Source organism: Microbispora bryophytorum, from assembly GCF_043197435.1.
GTDB lineage: Bacteria > Actinomycetota > Actinomycetes > Streptosporangiales > Streptosporangiaceae > Microbispora > Microbispora bryophytorum.
The window spans coordinates 203,294-221,850 of record NZ_JBICTF010000012.1 but is presented as its reverse complement, the minus strand read 5'-3'; the positions used below and the strand labels follow the sequence as shown (position 1 = coordinate 221,850).

The 18,557-nt window shown below is 66.6% G+C and carries 20 protein-coding genes, 1 tRNA gene and 1 pseudogene; 7 read left to right on the top strand and 15 right to left on the bottom strand.

The features are described 5' to 3' along the window. Window positions 1-33 precede the first annotated feature (33 nt). Window positions 34-384 (top strand): DUF1801 domain-containing protein, encoded by a 351-nt coding sequence (locus ACGFIB_RS32745; RefSeq protein WP_393376975.1) that lies wholly within the window; start codon window positions 34-36, stop codon window positions 382-384. Window positions 385-446: 62 nt separating this feature from the next. Here ACGFIB_RS32745 and ACGFIB_RS32740 read toward each other — a convergent pair whose 3' ends face one another. Together ACGFIB_RS32740 and ACGFIB_RS32735 are read right to left on the bottom strand one after the other, a co-directional pair. After that, entirely contained in the window at window positions 447-1,577 is a 1,131-nt protein-coding gene (locus ACGFIB_RS32740; RefSeq protein ID WP_393376973.1) for a D-alanyl-D-alanine carboxypeptidase family protein, read from the bottom strand. A 129-nt stretch (window positions 1,578-1,706) separates the two neighbouring features. Further along, entirely contained in the window at window positions 1,707-2,321 is a 615-nt protein-coding gene (locus ACGFIB_RS32735; protein WP_393376972.1) for a hypothetical protein, read from the bottom strand. 159 nt (window positions 2,322-2,480) lie between these two features. Between ACGFIB_RS32735 and ACGFIB_RS32730 the strand changes: the two genes are divergently transcribed. Both ACGFIB_RS32730 and ACGFIB_RS32725 read left to right on the top strand, forming a co-directional pair. After that, window positions 2,481-2,553, top strand: a tRNA-Arg gene (locus ACGFIB_RS32730). 628 nt (window positions 2,554-3,181) lie between these two features. After that, a complete protein-coding gene (locus ACGFIB_RS32725; protein ID WP_393376970.1) occupies window positions 3,182-4,969 on the top strand; it encodes a DUF262 domain-containing protein in 1,788 nt (595 codons plus the stop codon). A gap of 106 nt (window positions 4,970-5,075) precedes the next feature. On the opposite strand, the gene ACGFIB_RS32720 is transcribed toward ACGFIB_RS32725, so the two are convergent. From ACGFIB_RS32720 to ACGFIB_RS32695, 7 genes are all read right to left on the bottom strand, one after another. Further along, window positions 5,076-6,383 (bottom strand): tyrosine-type recombinase/integrase, encoded by a 1,308-nt coding sequence (locus tag ACGFIB_RS32720; protein ID WP_393376968.1) that lies wholly within the window; start codon window positions 6,381-6,383, stop codon window positions 5,076-5,078. A 281-nt stretch (window positions 6,384-6,664) separates the two neighbouring features. Beyond that, window positions 6,665-8,011, bottom strand: a complete 1,347-nt coding sequence (locus ACGFIB_RS32715) for a replication initiator (RefSeq protein WP_393376966.1) — start codon at window positions 8,009-8,011, stop codon at window positions 6,665-6,667. Window positions 8,012-8,106: 95 nt separating this feature from the next. Next, window positions 8,107-8,241, bottom strand: coding sequence for a hypothetical protein (locus ACGFIB_RS32710; protein ID WP_393376965.1), 135 nt, complete (start codon window positions 8,239-8,241; stop codon window positions 8,107-8,109). 17 nt (window positions 8,242-8,258) lie between these two features. Then, on the bottom strand, window positions 8,259-8,783 hold the full coding sequence (locus tag ACGFIB_RS32705; RefSeq protein ID WP_409348776.1) for a hypothetical protein: 525 nt from the start codon (window positions 8,781-8,783) through the stop codon (window positions 8,259-8,261). A 3-nt stretch (window positions 8,784-8,786) separates the two neighbouring features. Beyond that, window positions 8,787-8,918, bottom strand: a complete 132-nt coding sequence (locus ACGFIB_RS36720) for a DUF2637 domain-containing protein (RefSeq protein ID WP_409348775.1) — start codon at window positions 8,916-8,918, stop codon at window positions 8,787-8,789. A gap of 18 nt (window positions 8,919-8,936) precedes the next feature. Next, on the bottom strand, window positions 8,937-10,274 hold the full coding sequence (locus ACGFIB_RS32700) for an FtsK/SpoIIIE domain-containing protein (RefSeq protein ID WP_393376963.1): 1,338 nt from the start codon (window positions 10,272-10,274) through the stop codon (window positions 8,937-8,939). Then, window positions 10,267-10,608, bottom strand: a complete 342-nt coding sequence (locus ACGFIB_RS32695) for an SCO3933 family regulatory protein (protein ID WP_393376961.1) — start codon at window positions 10,606-10,608, stop codon at window positions 10,267-10,269. Before ACGFIB_RS32695 ends, ACGFIB_RS32700 begins: the two co-directional genes overlap by 8 nt. Before the next feature lie 106 nt (window positions 10,609-10,714). On the opposite strand from ACGFIB_RS32695, the gene ACGFIB_RS32690 reads away from it, so the two are divergent. Then, on the top strand, window positions 10,715-11,071 hold the full coding sequence (locus ACGFIB_RS32690) for a winged helix-turn-helix domain-containing protein (protein WP_357048287.1): 357 nt from the start codon (window positions 10,715-10,717) through the stop codon (window positions 11,069-11,071). 177 nt (window positions 11,072-11,248) lie between these two features. Here ACGFIB_RS32690 and ACGFIB_RS32685 read toward each other — a convergent pair whose 3' ends face one another. Beyond that, complete coding sequence (locus ACGFIB_RS32685) at window positions 11,249-11,467, bottom strand: hypothetical protein (protein ID WP_393376959.1); 219 nt, start codon at window positions 11,465-11,467, stop codon at window positions 11,249-11,251. Window positions 11,468-11,617: 150 nt separating this feature from the next. On the opposite strand from ACGFIB_RS32685, the gene ACGFIB_RS32680 reads away from it, so the two are divergent. After that, window positions 11,618-12,358: a helix-turn-helix domain-containing protein gene (locus ACGFIB_RS32680; RefSeq protein ID WP_393376958.1), complete on the top strand. Its 741-nt coding sequence runs from the start codon at window positions 11,618-11,620 to the stop codon at window positions 12,356-12,358. Between the two features lie 2 nt (window positions 12,359-12,360). Then, window positions 12,361-12,837, top strand: a complete 477-nt coding sequence (locus ACGFIB_RS32675; RefSeq protein ID WP_393376956.1) for an NUDIX hydrolase — start codon at window positions 12,361-12,363, stop codon at window positions 12,835-12,837. Here ACGFIB_RS32675 and ACGFIB_RS32670 read toward each other — a convergent pair. The 3 genes from ACGFIB_RS32670 to ACGFIB_RS32660 all read right to left on the bottom strand — a co-directional run bounded on the left by ACGFIB_RS32670 (window position 12,778) and on the right by ACGFIB_RS32660 (window position 14,255). Beyond that, window positions 12,778-13,371 (bottom strand): HD domain-containing protein, encoded by a 594-nt coding sequence (locus ACGFIB_RS32670; RefSeq protein ID WP_393376954.1) that lies wholly within the window; start codon window positions 13,369-13,371, stop codon window positions 12,778-12,780. The genes ACGFIB_RS32675 and ACGFIB_RS32670 overlap by 60 nt on opposite strands. 67 nt (window positions 13,372-13,438) lie before the next feature. Further along, on the bottom strand, window positions 13,439-13,918 hold the full coding sequence (locus tag ACGFIB_RS32665) for a GntR family transcriptional regulator (RefSeq protein ID WP_393376953.1): 480 nt from the start codon (window positions 13,916-13,918) through the stop codon (window positions 13,439-13,441). Continuing rightward, on the bottom strand, window positions 13,902-14,255 hold the full coding sequence (locus ACGFIB_RS32660) for a hypothetical protein (protein ID WP_393376951.1): 354 nt from the start codon (window positions 14,253-14,255) through the stop codon (window positions 13,902-13,904). Before ACGFIB_RS32660 ends, ACGFIB_RS32665 begins: the two co-directional genes overlap by 17 nt. 165 nt (window positions 14,256-14,420) lie before the next feature. Between ACGFIB_RS32660 and ACGFIB_RS32655 the strand changes: the two genes are divergently transcribed. Then, complete coding sequence (locus ACGFIB_RS32655; protein ID WP_393376949.1) at window positions 14,421-15,146, top strand: phospholipase D-like domain-containing protein; 726 nt, start codon at window positions 14,421-14,423, stop codon at window positions 15,144-15,146. Window positions 15,147-15,896: 750 nt separating this feature from the next. Here ACGFIB_RS32655 and ACGFIB_RS36715 read toward each other — a convergent pair. Continuing rightward, window positions 15,897-17,039: pseudogene (locus ACGFIB_RS36715) on the bottom strand (IS481 family transposase); the annotation flags it as partial. 707 nt (window positions 17,040-17,746) lie between these two features. Continuing rightward, window positions 17,747-18,556, bottom strand: coding sequence for a hypothetical protein (locus ACGFIB_RS32645; RefSeq protein ID WP_393376947.1), 810 nt, complete (start codon window positions 18,554-18,556; stop codon window positions 17,747-17,749). Window position 18,557 lies beyond the last annotated feature (1 nt).

Here is an 18,557-nt window from a genome sequence, read left to right as displayed (position 1 = left end):
CCCAGGAGAACGGACAGCGAGGAGACCACGGCCATGACCGGCAGCGAGATCGACACCTACGTCGAGACGAAGCTCGATCCGAAATACCGCGAGATCGTTGCGGCCCTGCGCACCCTTGTGGCCGAAGAGGCGCCCGAGGCCGTCGAATGCCTCACGTACGGCTCGCCTGCCTGGCGGGGCAAGAAGATCCTCGCCGTCATCAGTCAGAGCAAGACCCATCTCACCTTCGCCTTCGAACGGGGCGCGGAGATGTCCGACGCTCACGGCCTCCTGGAGGGAGTGGGCAAGAAGACCCGCCACGTCAAGATCAAGACGCGGGACGGGATGAACGAGGCCGCGCTGCGCGACTACATCGGTCAGGCCGTCCACCTCGACGCCAGCTGACGGGGCCCGTTCTCCTCACCAAAGCGCGCGACGACCCCCTTGGCCCGGCCGGCGTGTACCTGTCACAGGAGCGAGCCGAGCTGGGGGTCGTACTCCCAGTGCCAGGGCTCGAAGGGGCTGTGATACGACCAGTCGGGGTGGATCCAGCCATACCGCTTGCTGTTGGCCTCCAGCCAGTTGAACTGAACAGAGCGGAAGCTCTGCACTCCGCCGCACAGGTCGACGGCGAGCCCCAGACCGTGGTTGCTCTTGCCCGGAGTGGCCGCGAAACCGGGCCGCTGATAGTAGATCGACTGCTGCTCACCCAGGTTGCGATAGCTGTCGGAGATGCACATCGAGGCGCCGAAGCGCTTCTTGTAGGAGATGTTGAGATCGGCGAAGGCGATCGCCGCGTCCGCCCGCAGTTCCTCTCCGGCCTGCGGCAGGGGGCACAGGATGGTCTTGGGCAGCAGGCCGTTCGGGTATTGCGCCGCCTGACCGATCCTGGTGGGGTCACAGCCGCCCGCCCCCTTCGTTCCGTTGCCGATCTTCACGCCGAGCTTGATCAGCGCCTTGGTCAGCGACCGGACCAGGGTGGAGGAGCGTTTGCGCAACGCGGTGACCTGGGCGCTCAGCTGCGCCTCCTGCAGGAGGCTGGCCGCCCGGAGTTCCTGCGCCTCCTGCGCGAGCTTCTGCTGCCGCTCCAGCAACTTCACCGCGTCGCCGAGCACGTTGTTCCGCCCGGCGACAAGGTGATCGAGGTCGGCGATCCTCCGGAGCGTCTCCGTGCCGTTTCCCGCCCTGAAGAACGGGCTGAGTCCGTCGAGTGAGGGATCCTGGTACATGGAGGAGGCGAGGTCGGACAGCGGCTTGCGTAGTTTGTTGAGCTCCGCCGTGGCCTGCTGGAGACTCTGCAGCTTGGTCGCCAGCTCCTTCTCGACGGTGCCGAACTTCTTCTGGCGCGCCACCAGTGCCCTGTTCGCGTCCTCGATGGACTTGTACGCCTTCTGGGCCTCTCGCCGCAGCTCGGTCAGCGTGGTGGGCTCCTTGCCGAGCACGCCCGTCCGGGCGCTTCCCCCGGCGGCCTCCGTGCCGGCATTCGTGGTCGTGGTGTCGGCCAAGGCCGCCGCGACCGGTTCGTACGGCGCGGAGACGGCCAGCGAAGTCATCACCGTGACGACCGCGATCAGCCTGGCTGATCGAGGAGATGGCACGTTTGACTCCCCCATTTGCGAACTCGTGACCTGGGTCAGGGACGCACGTTACTACAGCGCCCTCTGTCCCCGAGCCCCGGTTCACCAAGTGCTATCGACCGGTCACGTCGCATTTGCGCGCTTCCGGGGTCATCGCCCGCCTTCGGGGTGGCCCTCACGTTCGCGGCAGAGCTCCCACAGCCACGTGTCCTTCCACTCCGGCTCGCACCTGAAGGTCGTCACCTCGCGAGGCTCCGGCTTCTCCACCGGCCTGTTCACCTTCGGCGCGTCCCAGTGGACGATCTCACGGACGGGTGGGGCGATCGGCAGGATCCGTACGAGGCCCTCGTAGAGACGCGCGGGGCCGGACGGCTCGGGCACGGGGGTCGGGTTCAGGAAGGGCTTGCGCACCGTCCCCACCATCGGAACCACGTCGGCCCTCCGGACCTCCCGGCCATCCGCGAGATTCGGCAGCACAGTCGGCCGCGCACCGGGAGTTTCAGCGGGAGCCCGGTCTCCAATGGTCCCGGGCGCTCCGGCGCCTTCTCCCGTGGTCCCGCGCTCTCCGGCGCCTTGCTCGTCCGCCGTCCCCGCCGCAGCCGCGCGTACGGCCGCATCGCGTGAGAAGTCGCTCCGCGCACGTTCCCCGTAGCCGGCGAAGTGCGCCATGAGCATGCCCGAGGCAAGGATCGCCGGCACGAGCAGCGCCGCGACGAGCACCCCCGATCGCAGCCCGCGCGCGGATCCACGTCGCGTTACCGTCACGTCGAGCGACGGTAACCAGCAACCCAGGCCGGCGTTCGACCACTTGCCATGCCTTTACCGCAGGTCAGCCTGCTGATAACCGACTGCCTCGAAACGACACCCCCGGGGGAGGCGCGAGCGGGCCCAACCTTTCGCTAGGCTTACTGATGCACGTCGTGCGCCTCCGTAGCTCAGGGGATAGAGCACCGCTCTCCTAAAGCGGGTGCCGCAGGTTCGAATCCTGCCGGGGGCACTCTCCTGACCAGCCGCCTAGCCTCTGACCTGGGGCTCAGCGCGGCTCCTCTTGGCGATCACATGCAACGAAGTGCCGCCATATGCAGCCGTAGGTCAATGATCGCGGGACATGTGGGGGACGATCTTGATCGCGTTTTCGCAGGTCGCGCGCAGAAGTAGCAAAGGCGCTTGGTCCCTCAGGCATCAAGGGGAGCACTGATCTGCAAGCGTCAGTACAGCGCCAGAACCAGCTGATCGGCCAGGCCCGGAAGGGTGTTTTGCCCACCTGCGCAGCGCGACCGGGAAGTCAGCAAGGTCCTGGTGAACGCCCCGCAGGCCTGGACCGCCATCGTCCCCGACGACCATCCGGGTTCAGGTGTGCGTAGGCACCGAACACCTCAGCGTCATCCGGTGGGACTGCGGCCCGTTTGAGCACGTGGGCTGAGTGCTTTCTGCAACCTCTCGCCGGCACACGAGAGGACACCTGTGCAGATCGATCGGTGACTGATACTGATCGATCGCGTTTTGTCACCCTCTGCCGCTAGCTTTCCTCCCGTACGTTGGAGGCGCTGACCGCAAAGGATTCTCCTTGCGCGAGGTGCCCTGCGGTCGGATGCGCCGACCTACTACCTGAAGGGAAGCTCGGCATGGGTTTCATGCCCCCACTGACGGTTGCGGACGCGCTGTCGAAGATCCACAAGAAGGCTTGGGTGCTGCCTGCCATTCAGCGTGAGTTCGTCTGGAACCCTGACCAGATCCGGACGCTGTTCGACAGCCTCATGCGCGGCTATCCCGTGGGGTCCTTCCTGCTGTGGGGGCTGGAGAAGGAGCAGGTCGGCAAGTTTACCTTCTACGACTTCCTGACCGACTATCACGAGCTCAAAGCTCCGTACGCGCCGAAAGCCAATGTTCCCAAGGGCGCGGACGTTATCGCAGTCCTGGACGGCCAGCAGCGACTCACCGCGCTCAACGTCGGCCTCTACGGCAGCTATGCGGAGAAGTTGCCGGGCAAGTGGATGACCAACCCTGATGCGTATCCGAGGAAGCGCTTATACCTCAACATCATCAGCGAGCACGGTGATGAGGACCTTGGGATGAGCTACGACCTCCAGTTCCTCACCGACAGTGAGGCCGCAGCAGATGTCGACGGCGTACGTCCCTGGTTCAAGGTCGCAGACATTCTCGATTTGGGTAACAGCGGACCCGCCATCATGAGTCAGCTGCTTACGCGTGGAGTGACCGATCCTGCATACCAGGAAGCAGCCTTTGCTGCCATCAATCAGCTGTACGACGGCATCCGGAATCAGCAAGTCATCAATGCCTATCAGGAGGAGTCCCAGGACCCTGACCGGGTGCTGGACATCTTCGTTCGGGTCAACAGCGGCGGCACGAAACTGTCGAACTCGGACCTGCTGCTGTCCATGGCCACAAACCAGTGGCAGGAGCTCGACGCGCGCGAAGAGGTCAGGTCGCTGGTCGCCGAGTTGGCCAACGGCCCCGGCCAGTTCAAGTTCAGTAAGGACTTGGTACTCAAGACAGGTTTGATGCTGACCGAGGCGGCGGACTTCCAATTCAAGATTTCCAACTTCACCCAGGAGAACATGAGCCGACTGGAGAAGGGCTGGGAGGAGATCCGTGCCAGTCTGCTACGCGCCGCTCGGCTGCTGGCATCCTTCGGCCTGTCGGGCCGCACTCTTACCGCCGACAGCGTGGTCATCCCCGTGGCCTACTACCTCCACGCGCATGGACATGGGGAGAAGTATCTGACCGCCAGCGCTCACGCGGCTGATCGCGCTGCTGTCCGTACCTGGGTGTTACGTAGCCTCCTGAAGCGGGGAATCTGGGGGTCGGGTCTCGACACTCTGCTTCGCCACATTCAGACGGTCATCCGTGACGCCACCGTCGGGAGCTTCCCGATCGCCGCGATTGAATCCGTCATGGCCGCGCGTGGTAAGGCGATCACTTTCAGCGCCGAGGAGATCGATGACCTGCTTGAACTTCAATATGGCAAGCCGCGGACCTTCGCCGCGCTTGCCATACTCTATCCCGGCCTCGATCTCAGCCAGCAGTTCCACGAAGACCACATCTTCCCCAAGTCGCGACTGTCCCGCAGCGCACTGACCAAGAGCGGGGTCTCTCGGGACCAGCTTGAGGAGTACCTCAACCGGGTCAACGGGCTGCCGAACCTTCAGCTTCTGGCTGGAATTCCGAATGCCGAGAAGGGGGCGCAGTGGCCGTGGGAGTGGATGAACGGCAACCACTTCGTCTCGGCGGCAGCCAGAGAGCAGTACCGCACGCAGAACGATCTGGATCTACTTCCCGAGGATTTGTTCGGCTTCATTCGCTTCTATGACGAGCGGAAGCAGCGACTGGCGCGACGCCTTTCCGCTCTGCTCGATGGCGGTCAGCAGAATCTGGTGAGCGCTGCTCTATAGCCTGTAGCCGGACTCCGACACAGCTGGAGCGTAACAAGCCCGTCACAGCCTCGAAGAACAGAAGGCCCCGGGATATCCCAGGGCCTGATCGAGCACGATCGGTAGATCACCGCTCCAGTGCTTCAGAAATCTTGCTGTTCGCGTGTCCTCTCTGCCCTTCAATGCACTTGGCGTACACCCTCAGGAGCACGTCAACACTGTGCCCTGCCCGCTTGGCCACCTCGGTCGCCGGAACCCCGGCGTTCAGCCACAAAGATACGGCCGCGTGCCGCAGGTCGTAGGGCCGAGCAGCCAGTGGGGAGGCGATCTGTTCGGCGGTGAAGGCCCGCGACCGGGCCTCCTGCCAGACCGCCGAGTAAGCCGACGAGGAGAACGGGTGCCCCTTGGAAGTACGGAACAGGCACCCGTCGCCAGCCACGCCGTACCGGTCGATGTGCGCCCGCAGGATGGCCACCAGGACCGGCGGGATCGGAATCTCCCGGGTGTCGTCCTTGGCGCGGTGCTTCAGCCCCCGGGAGTCGTGAGTCTCCCCCGAGTTGGTCCACCGCTTGTTCGCCTGGGGACACGCCTTCTCAACCGTGAGCAGGCCCCAGCCCGTGTCGGGAAGGTCGCAGTTCTGGCGGCGCAGCGCTGCCGCCTCCTCCGGACGGAGGGCGGCGTAGTACATGCACGCGAACATCCCGTGAAGCCTCCCGCCACGGGTCCGACCGACCGCGGGAACGGCTGCCAGCAGCGCACGGGCCTGCTCAGGGTTGACGACCGTACGGGGATCGATGGCGCCTGTGGCCTTGGGAGGGGTCCACTTAATCGCTTGTAGGGGGTTGGCGGGCAGTTCCTTCTGCTCCACGGCGAATTCGACCAGGTGATTAAGGACCTCCCGCTTGCGGCGCACCGTATTGGCAGCGGCATCCTTGCCGGCGAAGGTCACCGATATCGCATCAAGGGCAGTCCGCGCCACGCGCGGGTCTTGCAGATCGGCCAGTGGCAACGATGCCCTCTCCAGCCAGGCCAGCACCGGCACTAGGGCACGAGGCAGCTCTCCGCGCCGGTCCTTGGGCAACAGTGCGTGGCTACGCAGCACCTCACGCGTGTCGCTTTCCTGCGGCCGATTTGGCAGGTCTGCCATTAGGGCGGGCACCAGCGACAACAGGGCATACACGTCGGTCTCCCGGGTCCGGGCTGCCGAGGTGCGCCACCGGCTGAGTACGTAGGTCTGCGCAAACTCTAGGAACGTCGGGCCAGCGGACGCCTCAGGGGCGAGCATCGACAGCGGCAACCCGGTCACGACATCGAAGCTCTCCCCCGCCTTAGCCGCCTGCCTCAGGTCAGACAGGAAGCTGGAGGCCAACCCCTTGGTCCGGAAGCTCTTGGACCTGGGCTTACGGGCCACCCTCCAGCGCACGATGAAGGCCATCGTCTTCCGGTCCGACCGTTGGCAGGCCAATGTCGGCTTTGTCGGTCAGCGGAGGTAGCGCCTGATGCCGCGCAACGACCAGCTCCTCACTCTGCCCGAAGTACTCGCCGAACTGGGCGGAGTCTCTCGCCGGACCTTCTACCGCTGGCGCGAACTTGGCAGGGCGTGCCTGCAACTCCCCAACGACGAACTTCGCGTCTGGCGGAGTGACCTCCTCGCGTGGCTCGACTCTCTCCGGGAGGCTGCGTGAACACCAGCTATGACGTGAAATTCGGCGAGATTCAGCACTCGAGGGCGGCGACCAATGCGTCACCGGGGGAGTAGCCCTTTCCGGCGTACTCCCACTCGGCGATCACGAGGACGGTGTCCTCGTCGAGGATGGGCAGGCGGCCGGTGGTGATGTCCTCGCCTTTGGCATGGTTCTGCCGGTCGGCGCGGATATCGCCGAGGGTGGTGGAGTAGTGGCGGGATCGGGTGGAGAAGTGGCCACGGAAGCCGAGCATGTGCGCCCACTGGATCAGCCGGAGGTCGGCCAGCTCCTCGAAGGCGCCGAGGCGGAGGCATTCGGCGATGAGCCGCCGGGCGTGGTCGCGGACGGGCAGGGCGGCGAGGTGCTCGCCGGGGACGATGCGCCGGTCGATGGTGCCGACGCATTCGGCCGCCTTGGTTGCGTACTTGGCCACGTACCCGGCTACGGCCTGGTCGGTCAGCTCACCGTCCATAGTGATCGGGCGGGCGTCGACCTGCTGGCCCCAGCGCAGGACCCGGGTGGGTTCGCCGTCGAGGGCGGGGGGTGTGGCGGTGACGACGGCGGCGGCATGCTGTACGGCCTGCCCGAGGAGGTCGAGCGTTGCCCAGGACGGGGGTGGTGAGATCGGTCCGGCCGGGCCGTCGAGGCGGATGACGGCGTGGAGGTGGACGACGCCGCGCCGCTGGTATTCGGCGACTTTGGCGAAGGACACGACGAGCTGGTTTCGCATGTCGCGCAGGGTTAGTCCGCCGAGCTTGGCCAGGTGCCGGCGCAGGGCGTCGGTGAAGCGCTTCCACAGCAGCGGTGCGACCGCGTTGAACAGCACTGAGCCGGTGTAGTCGTAGCAGTCGGGGCACAGCGGCTCGCCGAGGCAGTCCTCGTCGGCGCCGTGTCGGGCGGTGCAGGACATGACTTGGCCGTGCGGGCACGGCTGGGCGTCGCGGCGGGGGTGGCAGGGCAGGACGCTCCCGTTGTGCTGCCTGCGGGTGTGGACTGGGCCGAACGACGGCGCGGTGAGGGTGACGAACAGGCACGGGTGCGCGGTCACCGATGCGGGGACGCCTTTGCCGCCGACGAGGCCGGCGCGGATGAGGTGGTAGGTGTCGGCGCGGTAGGTCTCGGCGCAGGAGGGGCAGCGGGAGGCGCGGCGGCTCTTGCACGGGACCCGGAGGACGCCGTCGGGTTCGAGGCGGGTGCTGTAGCGGTGCAGCAGGGTGCCGGTGGCGGTGTCCCAGTGTTCGACCTTGCCGCGGAGGTGGATCGGTTGGCGGCAGCCGTTGGTTCGGCGGATCTGGGATGCCCAGCGGGAGCAGTTCGGGTCGTTCAGTCGGGTGATGGCGCCGCGGATGGCGTGCGCGTTGATGGTGGATGCGGGCAAGATGGAGACCTCCTTTTCACTCGATGGGGTGGAGGGATGGCCCCCGACCTGGCAGGCGTCTTGGCGGATGTACGGCCAGGCCGGGGCGCTGAGGCTCAGCAGAAGCCGAGCCCGTCACAGTGGCGGCAGGTGTCGCCGTAGGAGTCCAGGCCGCCCCCGCCGCAGTGGCAGCACTGCCAGCGCTTGGGCGTGATCTCGGCGGTCGGGACCGACTCGGTGTCGTTGTTCATGTAGTGATCTCCTTTCATCAGGCGGGTTCGGACAGGCTGCGTAGGGTGCGGAGCAGGTCGGAGGCGAGCTGGTTGGACACGCCCAGGCGGGCGCGGAGCAGGTCGCGCGTGATCGGCTTGCCGTGCTTGGCCTGGTGCTCGTCGGCCACGCGGCGGGCGTAGTCGACCAGCGCCGGGGACGGTCCCGGCTCGCCGTCCTGCCCGTCCTGTACGGCGGGGACAAGCGCCGGGGCCGGGGACGGTGAGGACGGGACGGCGTCGATGGTCAGGACGGCCGGCGACGGGTCAGGATGAGGGGCGGCGGCGCGGCGTTCGAGCATCGAGACGGCGATGAGGAACGCCCCGGCGGGGGTGGCGGCCGTCAGCCAGCCCCACACGGTCGGTTCGGCCTGGTGCAGGTTGGCGGCCAGGGACAGGACGATTCCGCCGGCCAGGACGAGCGTCGGCCAGGACACCCACCCGTCGCGCTGGCGGTCGGTCTTCTTGTCCCGCTGGCGTTCGCGGGCGGCCATGACGCAGGTGAGGTCGACGCAGACGGCCACGGCTCAGGACATCCAGCCGGTCTGTCCGTGGTCGGTGGCGGTGTCGCGGATGTGGGTGAACGATCCGGCACCCGCGATGACGGCCAGGACGATGACCGGCCCGGTGTCGATTAGCCATGAGGCGAGGCGTCGCATCGTTACCCCCTTTCTCGGTCAGGCGGACAGCAGCTCGGACAGGGCGACCTCGTCCCGGTCGGGCCGGACGATGTCGGCCCAGTCGGGGGTGAGGTGGGCGTAGGTGCGGGCGGCGTGTTCGGCGGCATGTTCGGCGACGTAGGAGCGGGCGCGGTACCACTGGCCGTCCTGGGAGGCGACGATCGCGACGCCAGGGGTTTCGGCGGGAATTGCGCGGGCGGAGACCTGGGCGGCGGGGTCGAGGTCGCCGAGGGTCATGGTCGCGGTCTCGGGGTCGTTGACTCGGTGGCAGATTCGCCCCGAACACTGGGCGCGCAGGGCGGTGACGCCGGGGCCGAGGTCGGAGCCGATCCGCTGGCCGGAGCAGAACAGGTAGATGCCGAACGCCCGCCCGAGCTGGGCCACCCGCAGCAGCGCGGTCGAGGTGTGGGCGATCTCGTCTTTCTCGGACTTGTCGGCCATCAGGTACAGCTCGGCCAGCTCGTCGACTAGGACCACGACCGGGAGCGGGCGCACGCCGGGCGGGAGCTGCCAGATGTTGCGGGCGCCGGCTGTACGGCACAGCCCCATCCGGTCGACCATGAGCGCCACCAGGTCATCCAGCAGGGTCACGCTTTCGGCCCGGGTGGTGGCCAGGGCCGACAGCCGGGGTGCGTACGGGGTGAACTCGACGCCGCCTTTGAGATCGATGCCGACCAGGGCGACCGGTTGCGGGGCCAGCCCGACCAGCAGGGCGTTGGCGAGGTTGGACTTGCCCGATTGGGTGGCGCCCGCGTTGATCCAGTGCGGCACTGTGCGGAAGTCGATCGTCCACAGCGCGCCGGTTTCCAACCGCCCGACATGGACGGTGAGGAGCTCGCCCGAGGCCGGGAGGTGGTCGAGCCGGACGAGCGGGTCCCGCACCGTGGCGGCCAGGACCACACGGCCGGACCGAGGGGAGGAGACCCGTACGGCGTGGACGCCCCAGGAGTGGGCGAGCCGTTCGGCGGCCTGGGCGTAGTCGGCGGGGATCTGCCCTTCGAGGGTGTGGACGGTGACGCGCCAGCCGTGCCGGGTCGGCAACGGCAGCCGCATGAACGGTTTGGTGTCGACCGCGACCCGCTGGAAGCGCCGCCGTACCTTCACGAGCCCGGTCGAGGCGATCGCGCTGGGGACGGTGGTGAACCACCAGCGCTGGCGCTTCTTGGTCAGGCCGCAGCCGAGGGCGACCTTGCGCCAGGTCGCCCAGATCGTGACGGCCATCAGCGGGAAACCGACTGCCAGCCAGTACGACCGGTAGTGCAGGTGGCGCCAGGCCCACAGGCCGGCCGCCGCAGCGGCCAGGCCCGCGAGCAGGATTAGCAGGGCGTCACGCATGGGCGGTCACCCCTGCCGGGACGATGGAGCTGGCGCGGTAGCTGATGCCCCAGCGGGCCTCGCCGCCCCGGGACATCTCCCAGACGTAGCCGACCAGGCCGACCGGGGTGACGTCCTGTCCGGCGGCCACCTGGGGCTCGCCGGAGGTGCCGACCTTGATGAGTTCGATCCGGCCGAACTCGTCCTCGACCGACAGGACGATCTCGTAGACGGTGTTGCCGTTCTTGTCGGTCTTGATCTCGCCGGTGTCCTGGTTGAGGACGCGGGGGCGGGGCGCGCGGACGCAGACGAACTGCAGCTTGGTCACGTCGACGGGGATCGGAATGGTGCGCATGTGTGGACCTCCTTAGTCTCGTGGCCAACATAGTTAACTAGGCTGCCCTGGTTGTCAGTGTTCTCTCGGTTGGCTTGGTCGTGTTGCTGTGCTGAGATAAGGGGCGATGGTCAAGAAGACGGGACGGCCCGGCTACCTCCAGATCGCCGACGATCTGCGCGAGCAGATCCGCGGCGGATCTCTGCCGCCCGGCTCCCCGTTGCCGTCGACCACCCAGCTCGCCGCCCGGTACGACGCCTCGCTCAGCGTGGTGAAGCTGGCAGTCGGGATCTTGCGGACCGAGGGCCTGGTCATCGGCCAGCAGGGCAAGGGCGTGTTCGTCCGGGAAGACGTCCCCGACATCGAGCCGAGGCCGGCGGGCGACTTGGCGAGCGAGGTCATTGCGCTACGCACCGCCGTACAGGACCTGTCGGAACGCCTGGCGCGGGTCGAAGCGACCTTGTCTCAGCGATCCGAGACGTAGGGCCGCCGTTCCGGACCTTCAAGCCCGTCACGTGACGGGCCAGCCGTGCCGACGCATCCCCGGAGGCGCTGCCACGGAACATGGCCTTGTCCTCTCGCCGGATGCCGACCAGGACCGCCACGAAGCCGACGGCCACGACCGCGCTGAGCGCTAGGGCGATGATCAGAGGCAGCGAGCTCACGACCAGATCACCCCCATGGCGGCGGCGCTGCGCGGGCCGCGCGGGGGACGGCGGGTGATGGCGCGACGCCGGGCGGTCCTGCGCCGGGCCTTCTCGCGCCGCTCCCAGCGCTGGCGGGCGAGGCACTTGCTGCAGTGAATCTGTCCGGGCTCCAGGAGTGCGCCGCAGGCGCAGTCGGGGCTCTCCTCCGCTGGGGCAATCGTGGTCTCTGTCATGGTCTGTTCTCCTTCCGTCGCAGGTAGTGGTGCGTTGTGACACCGAGAGTGCGGCGGAAGGGCAGGACGAGATCACTACACGACGGGACATGTTCAAGACGTCCCGTCTACGATTGCCACGTCCCTGGACGTCCTGACGCGGCAGGTGAGATGGCCAACGAGCGACTACGCGCGGCCCTTCTGGAACGCGGGGTGAGCATCGCCGAACTGGCGACCGCAATCCAGGTGGACCCCAAGACCGTCGAACGCTGGGTAACCAAAGGCCGCGCGCCGTACCGAAAGCACAGGTACGCCGTCGCCACCCACCTGGGAATGGACGAGAGTTACCTGTGGCCCGAGGCGTTGACACGTGAGCAGGTGGCGTCGGCGTCCGAGAGTGAGATCGTCACCGTCTACCCGCACCGCTGGGCCGTCCCCCGGGACGCTTGGGGACGTCTGTTCGCCCAGGCCCAGAACGAGATCGGCATCCTGGTCTACAGCGGCCTGTTCCTCGCCGATGACGCGGGGATCGTGCGGATGCTCGGCGAGAAGGCCGCAGCCGGGTTACGGGTTCGGATTCTGCTCGGCGACCCTGACAGTCCTGAGGTCGCCCAACGCGGCGCGGACGAGGGCATCGACGACGGCATGGCTGCCAAGATCCGCAATGTCCTCGTCCTCTACCGGCCCATCCGCGGCCTGGGAGGGGTGGAGATCCGGCTTCATCGGACGGTGCTGTACAACTCCATCTACCGCGGCGACGACCAGCTGCTCGTCAACACTCACGTGTACGGGGTGCCCGCCGGCAACGCCCCTGTCCTGCACCTGCGCAAGGTGTTAGGCGGGGACATGGTCACCACCTACGTGGAGAGTTTCGAGCGGGTGTGGGAGCAGGCCAAGTCGGTAGGGTCGTGATCGTGACCCGCCGCATCGACTACTACGATGACCCTGACGCACCCAAGCCGAACAGCCTGGTCCCGTCCGTCAACGTCGTCGTCACCAACGACGCCGGGGACATTCTCATGATCCGCCGCAGCGACAACGGCAACTGGGCCGTCCCAGGCGGTGCCATCGACCTCGGTGAATCCCTCCCCCAGGCCGCCGTACGCGAGACCCTCGAAGAGACCGGCGTGTTGTGCGAAATCACCGGCCTCGTCGGCACCTACACCGACCCTCGCCACGTGATCTTCTACACCTCCAACGGTGAGGCCCGGCAGGAGTTCTCCATCGTCCTCACCGCCCGCGCCGTCAGGGGCGAGCCGACTCCGAGCAGTGAGTCGACCGAGGTCCGATGGGTGCCACGCGGCGAGGTGGCGACGCTGCCGATGGACCGCTCAATGGCCCTGCGGATCGGTCACTACCTCACCGGAACCGCCCTGCCTCACATCGGTTAGCGCCGCCTCCACCGCCCGAACCGCGGCAAGGATGCAGGGCGTCGAAGTGGTGATCGATCGGCTGACAAGGTGATCGGGACCGTAGCGGGAATGGATCTCGGCTAGCCGCTCGTGTACGTCAAGGTGCCGGCCGTCGGGACCGGTGGTCATGTCGCAGTAGGTCAGCGCGTCGGCCAGCTCTCGCCGCTCCGGGGCGAACTCCTTGGTCAAGGCGTCGTACAGGTCGCGTTCAGTGGCCTCGTTGACGGCGCAGGAGTGATGGGCGACCAGGCGACACAGGCGCTCGTCGGCGCCCGCCACATCCCGTAGGTAGCGAGCCCCGTCGAGGGGGTGAAATCCGGTGTCGACAAGCTCCGGGGAGTAGCCGATGTCATGAAGGTAGGCGGCAGCAGTCAGCGTGTCGGTTTCCTCCCCGAGGATCGGGGCTAGCGACACGGCCCGCGCCGCCACCCCCTGGGTGTGCGCCCAGCGCCGAGGCAGCGGCTTGGCTAGGAGTCGTTCGGCCAGATCACGCGCCCAGGCAGCTTGCTCCACGAGATAGACGATAGGCGCACCCGCCTCTACGCGACCTAGGGCGCCAACCCAGACGTCCTAGGACGTCCTACTCGTCGGAGCGGACGAACCGGCCCTTGCCCTGCCGGGACACGATCAGCCCTTCGCGCTCCAGCTCCGCGAATGCCTGCCGTACGGTGTTGCGCGACGCCTCGTACAGCCACCGGATTTCGGCTTCGCTGGGCAGCAGGTCCCCGGGGCCGAGGTCGCCCAGCTCGATCCGCCGCCGCAGCTCCCGGGCGATGACCTGGTAACGGTATGAGGCATCGACCGGCGCGTCAGCGCCTTGCACGAGCCGCCCCTTCGAGGGGACCGTCACGATCAACCCCTCTGCCTCCAAGGTCCGCAACGCACGACGCACCGTGTTGCGGGCAACGCGGAATTCCGCCGTCAGAGTGGTCTCCGAGGGCAGCGCCCGCCCCGCCGGATAGACACCCGTCGTGATCCGCTCGCGCAGCCGCTCAGCCAGCTTGCCGGAGACTCGCTGCCCCGTCAGCCACGCCCTGCGCCGTTCAGGAGCGGTGCGCATCGAGAATCTTCGTCAGGTCGATCCCGAGCTCTCCCTGTTCGCCCTCGCGCCAGCCCCCGCGCGCCGCCTTCTCGATTCGGTCGGCCGCCGGCAGCAGGCGCAGGCACGAGACCCGCTCGTCGTGCTGGTCGCCCCAGTAGAACCACAAGAACGCCAGGTGGACGTAGACTCGGCGGGGCCGTAGCCGACTGTCGGTCACGTCCAGGGCTGGCCGGTTCTTTTCATCCACAATCAGGACCGCCGTGATCCCGCGCTGTTCCAGCTCATCCCGCAGCTCCGTCAAGAGCTGTTCCTGATACTCGCGCTGCCGCTTCTGGACTGGCCGCAGTTGCTCCATGCTCTGACACGCTCCTTTCGGCTTGGGGTGGGCGCGTTCATCGCGCACCACGCCGAACGAGCTTCCGCCGAGGCGGGGGAACCTCTACACCGCGACTAAGGGACGTCTAGGGACGTCTCGTGTTAACGTCGCAGGCAGAGCCGCCGCCCCAGGAGGTACACCCCCGTGAGCGACACCCTGCGCCATGCCCTTGCCCGGGCCAGACTCGGAACCATCGACGTCGCCGCCGCCCTCGAAGTGGACCCCAAGACGGTCGACCGCTGGCTCAAGGGCCGCGTCCCCTACCCCCGCCACCGCTGGGCACTGGCCGACATGCTGCAACTCGACGAAAGTGACCTGTGGCCCGACGTCGCCCAACCGCGGCGAACCATTTCCCACGAAGTGAAAGCCGTCTATCCCCACCGCTGGGCCGTACCGCAGAACATCTGGCGTCGGCTCTTCCAGGGCGCGAGTCGCGAGATCGACATCCTGACCTACAGCAGCCTGTTCCTTGCCGAGGACACCGGCATGATCCGCCTCCTCGCCAGCCAAGCCCGCGCAGGCGTGAAGATCCGCATCCTTCTCGGCGAACCCGACAGTCCCGAGGTAGCCGCCCGAGGGGCCGAAGAAGGCATCGGAGCCGACGTCATGGCCGCCCGGGTACGCAACGCCCTCATGCTGTACCGGCCGCTCCGGAGGGTCGACGAGGTGGAGATCCGCCTCCACCGCACAACGCTCTACAACTCCATCTACCGGGCCGACAGCGAGCTTCTCGTGAACATCCACGTCTACGGCACACCGGCAGCTCAAGCCCCCGTGCTGTACCTCACGGCCACCAAGAACGAAGACAGCACAGCCATCTACCTCACCAGCCTCGAACGTATCTGGGCCATCGCAGAACCACTCCACTGACCATCCGTCTCGCTGTGTCGAACTTCAGGTGATACTTGACGGATTCGTCTCGGGTGATGCTTTACACCGGGCCTAGATGCCGTAGTCGATGTTGCCGCTTGCTCGTAGCCGTTTCACCTCCTTGACGACGACCCGGGGATGGGCCGACAGTTCCTCGCCCTGGTAGAGGATCCGGAACCGGGTCTCTTCAAGGACGATGGTGACGACCTTGCCGCGGTGGATACTGCCGATCTGCAGCTTGCAGCCGGCGACTTTCACCGAACCGGTGTGGGAGACCACCCGCTCGACCTGCACCGCGCCAGCCGGTGCGGCGGGAGTCAGCCCGGCCAGACGAGCACCTCGCAGACGTCGGCGCTGGACCCCACTGATCGGGCTGGGCAGCGTTTTGACCAGCGTGCCGTCGATGATGACCTGCATCAGCGACGCATCGATGCGCAGGGTGGCGCGTTTGCCGGCCAGTGGCAGGCCGACGCCGGTCAGCTTGCCCGCGACGTTGACGCATCCAGAACCTGTGACCTGCCGATCGATCTCCACGACGGCATCGGCGGGCAACGGTCCCGGCGGCAGGGCGGTGGCCGGTGATGGCCGGCCGAGGCGCCCGCCCTGGCCGATCAGCCGGGCCAGATCGCCCTCGGATAGGAGCACCGGATGGGTCTTGAGCAGCTCCTGTCCGGAGAAGACGTGCATGGTGGTGGCCGAGACCCAGACTGTCACCTGTTGCCCCGCCCGCTGGCGGCCCAGCCAGATCTGCCGCCCGCAGGCGGTCATGTTCCCGCTGGCCGGCGCGAGGCGGTCGAACTCCACCGCGGCCGGGGCACCACCCCCACGGGCCACGGTGGCGGGGAAACCACCGGCAGGAGGCATCGGCCCACAGTCGTCCACCTGCCGGGCCTCGAGCGGGTGGCCGATCGGCGCAGACGAGGCAGGCACCGCGGCGAGGTCGGCGGGCAACCGCAGCGGCACATCCGCCTCGGTGGCAATCGACGCCGATCGGCCTGCGAAGCGGCTGGCCGGGGTGGCCATGTCCAGAGCCTGGTGCGGGCGGACGGTGTTGTAGCTGCTCACCCAGGCATCCAGCGCGTCCTGCGCGTCTTGGAGGCTGGCGAAGGCGCCGTGGGCGGACAGGAACTCCGTCCGCACGGTCTTGTGCCAGCGCTCGATCTTCCCGGTCGTCGTCGGGGAACGGGGCTTGGTGTTGCGGACGGTGATGCCGTTCTCCCGGCAGATCCGCTCGAACAGCACCTCCGTCGGGCGCGGCTTGGTGAACCGGCCGGTGAACTGCTTGCCATTGTCCGTCAAGACCTCCTCCGGCACACCGAAGCTGCGCATCGCCTCGGCGAAGGCCCGGCAGACCGCCCGCCCGGACGCGCGGACCACCAGGCGCGCGATGACGATGAACCGGGAATGATCATCGATCCCGCTGATGAGCTTCAGCTCCCGCCCGTCGGACAAGAACACCCCGCCCATGACGTCCAACTGCCACAACTCCATCGGGGCGTCCCGCTCCCAGCGCACATACGACGAGCGGGGACGGCGCCGCTGCCCGGGCGTGATGAGCTGGTTGCGGACCAGGATCCGATACAACGTGGCCAGCGACGGCACCGGGCCGGCACCTCGTTGATCCAGCTCATAGGCCAGACGTTGCGGCCCCCAGCGCGGATGCTGGCGGCGCAACTCGCATACCAGCGCCTCCACCACATCCGGCGTCTGATGCGGGCAGGTGTCCGGACGGTGCGTGCGATCAGCCAACGCGCCTAACCCGCCGTCGCGATACCGCCGCACCCACGCGTGCACCGACTGCCGCGACACCCCATACCGCTCGGCGACCTCGGTCACCGGAGATCCTGCCTCTACTTCCAGCACAGCGCGATACCGCTGCTCCAAGACGCTCAGCTCCACCAGCGCCAACCCGGCCCCCTACGTGATCGCCGTCGATCACATAAAAGCCAGGTCAGCCGACGTGGTGTGAAGCATCAACCGAAGTCGCCGTGTCAACCATCAGCCGAGGTAGGACACCATCCGTCTCGCTGCCGGAAGCAACTTTTCTTCTCGCTATCAAGGGCGGCCCGCTGCGCGGGCCGCCGGGCCCGCCGACCGGTCTGCGTGCCCGGCTGCGGCTCTTCGGCCGGTCCGGGCACGCACCGCCCGCGCGCCCAAGAATCAGCAGCAGTGCCCGCCGCTATACGGTGACGATTCATCGCATCGCCGTTCTCCGCACTGGTTGGTACGCCCCGCCGCCAGCTGCCGGTCGTTTATCACGTCGGAAGTCGTCCCCGTCGCTGAGGGCTGGCCTATGGTTGGTCGCCATACCGATGCAGGTTGCGATCGCGCAGTGGTCGGTCACCATACGAGTAGAGGGCGATCGAAGGTCCGGGGCTTCGTTCCTCAGCCCTGGCCCGCCGGACGGCGGGGTGACGCCTTGTGAGCGGCGGGCGGGGCGAGGGCTCAGGAGACGATCGAAATGCGTCGTTGACACCTTCTATCGCGATGACGTCGCACCAGGCCCCAATGACGGCGCCCCATGCGTTCGCGAATGCCGATCACTTGGTATCCGGCGCGGGAACTCACAGCGACCAGAGCTGCCGGGTTGGGGAAGCACACTACTGCCCCGCGTAGAACTTCTCGACTCGCTCAGCGAACACTTTCAAGCCCCAGATGCTAAAGGGGACACCGAAAAGTGATTGCACCTCGGCTGTCAGAACCGGATGAGGTATGCCGTACGAGCTCCAATCCTTCTTATTATCATCAGTTAACAGTACAATGTGCTCGAACTGCGGGACGTTGCTATTGCGACGACAGATTAAGAGGCCGTACAGGAAATCCGCCCAGACATAGAAGTCGCCGTCCCCTTTATCCTCAAACCCGGGTGGCGTCCTTGCCAGCTTTCTCTGCTTAGCATACGTAGCGAATCTGGATCTCGGAACAGAGTAGCAATGAGCCTTCTCTTTCAGAAGCTCAAGCATCTTCACCACTCGGTCAAGTATCTGCCCATGATACAGATAGCCAAACTCCGCTTCGAACTCACTCAAGAGTTCGCCGAAGCGACGCTCGAATTCTCCAAAGTTTGCATCAATGCTATCGACCGTCTTTGAGAGAGCCGAGAATCTACTCTTCAGATCATCACTTATGGTAGTGATCGTCTTTCGATTGTTCCAAAACTCCTGCACCGCCTGACTAGGCAGAATCAGAGGTGCTGAATGACTGGCAAGGAAGTCCAAAAGATCTTCACTGCGTGGAGCATTTGCGAGCCTCAGAAAGATGTTCGAGTCTATTCCGAATGCGACCTTAGTTAAATCAATAGGGGCTCTTGCCTGAACAACCATTGCTCCCCTCAGGGCCCCGAGCGGATCCAAGGCGGTGGTACGATCAAGGACGCTTTCAAGAAGCGTAAGCTCCTGCTCAAAGCTCACG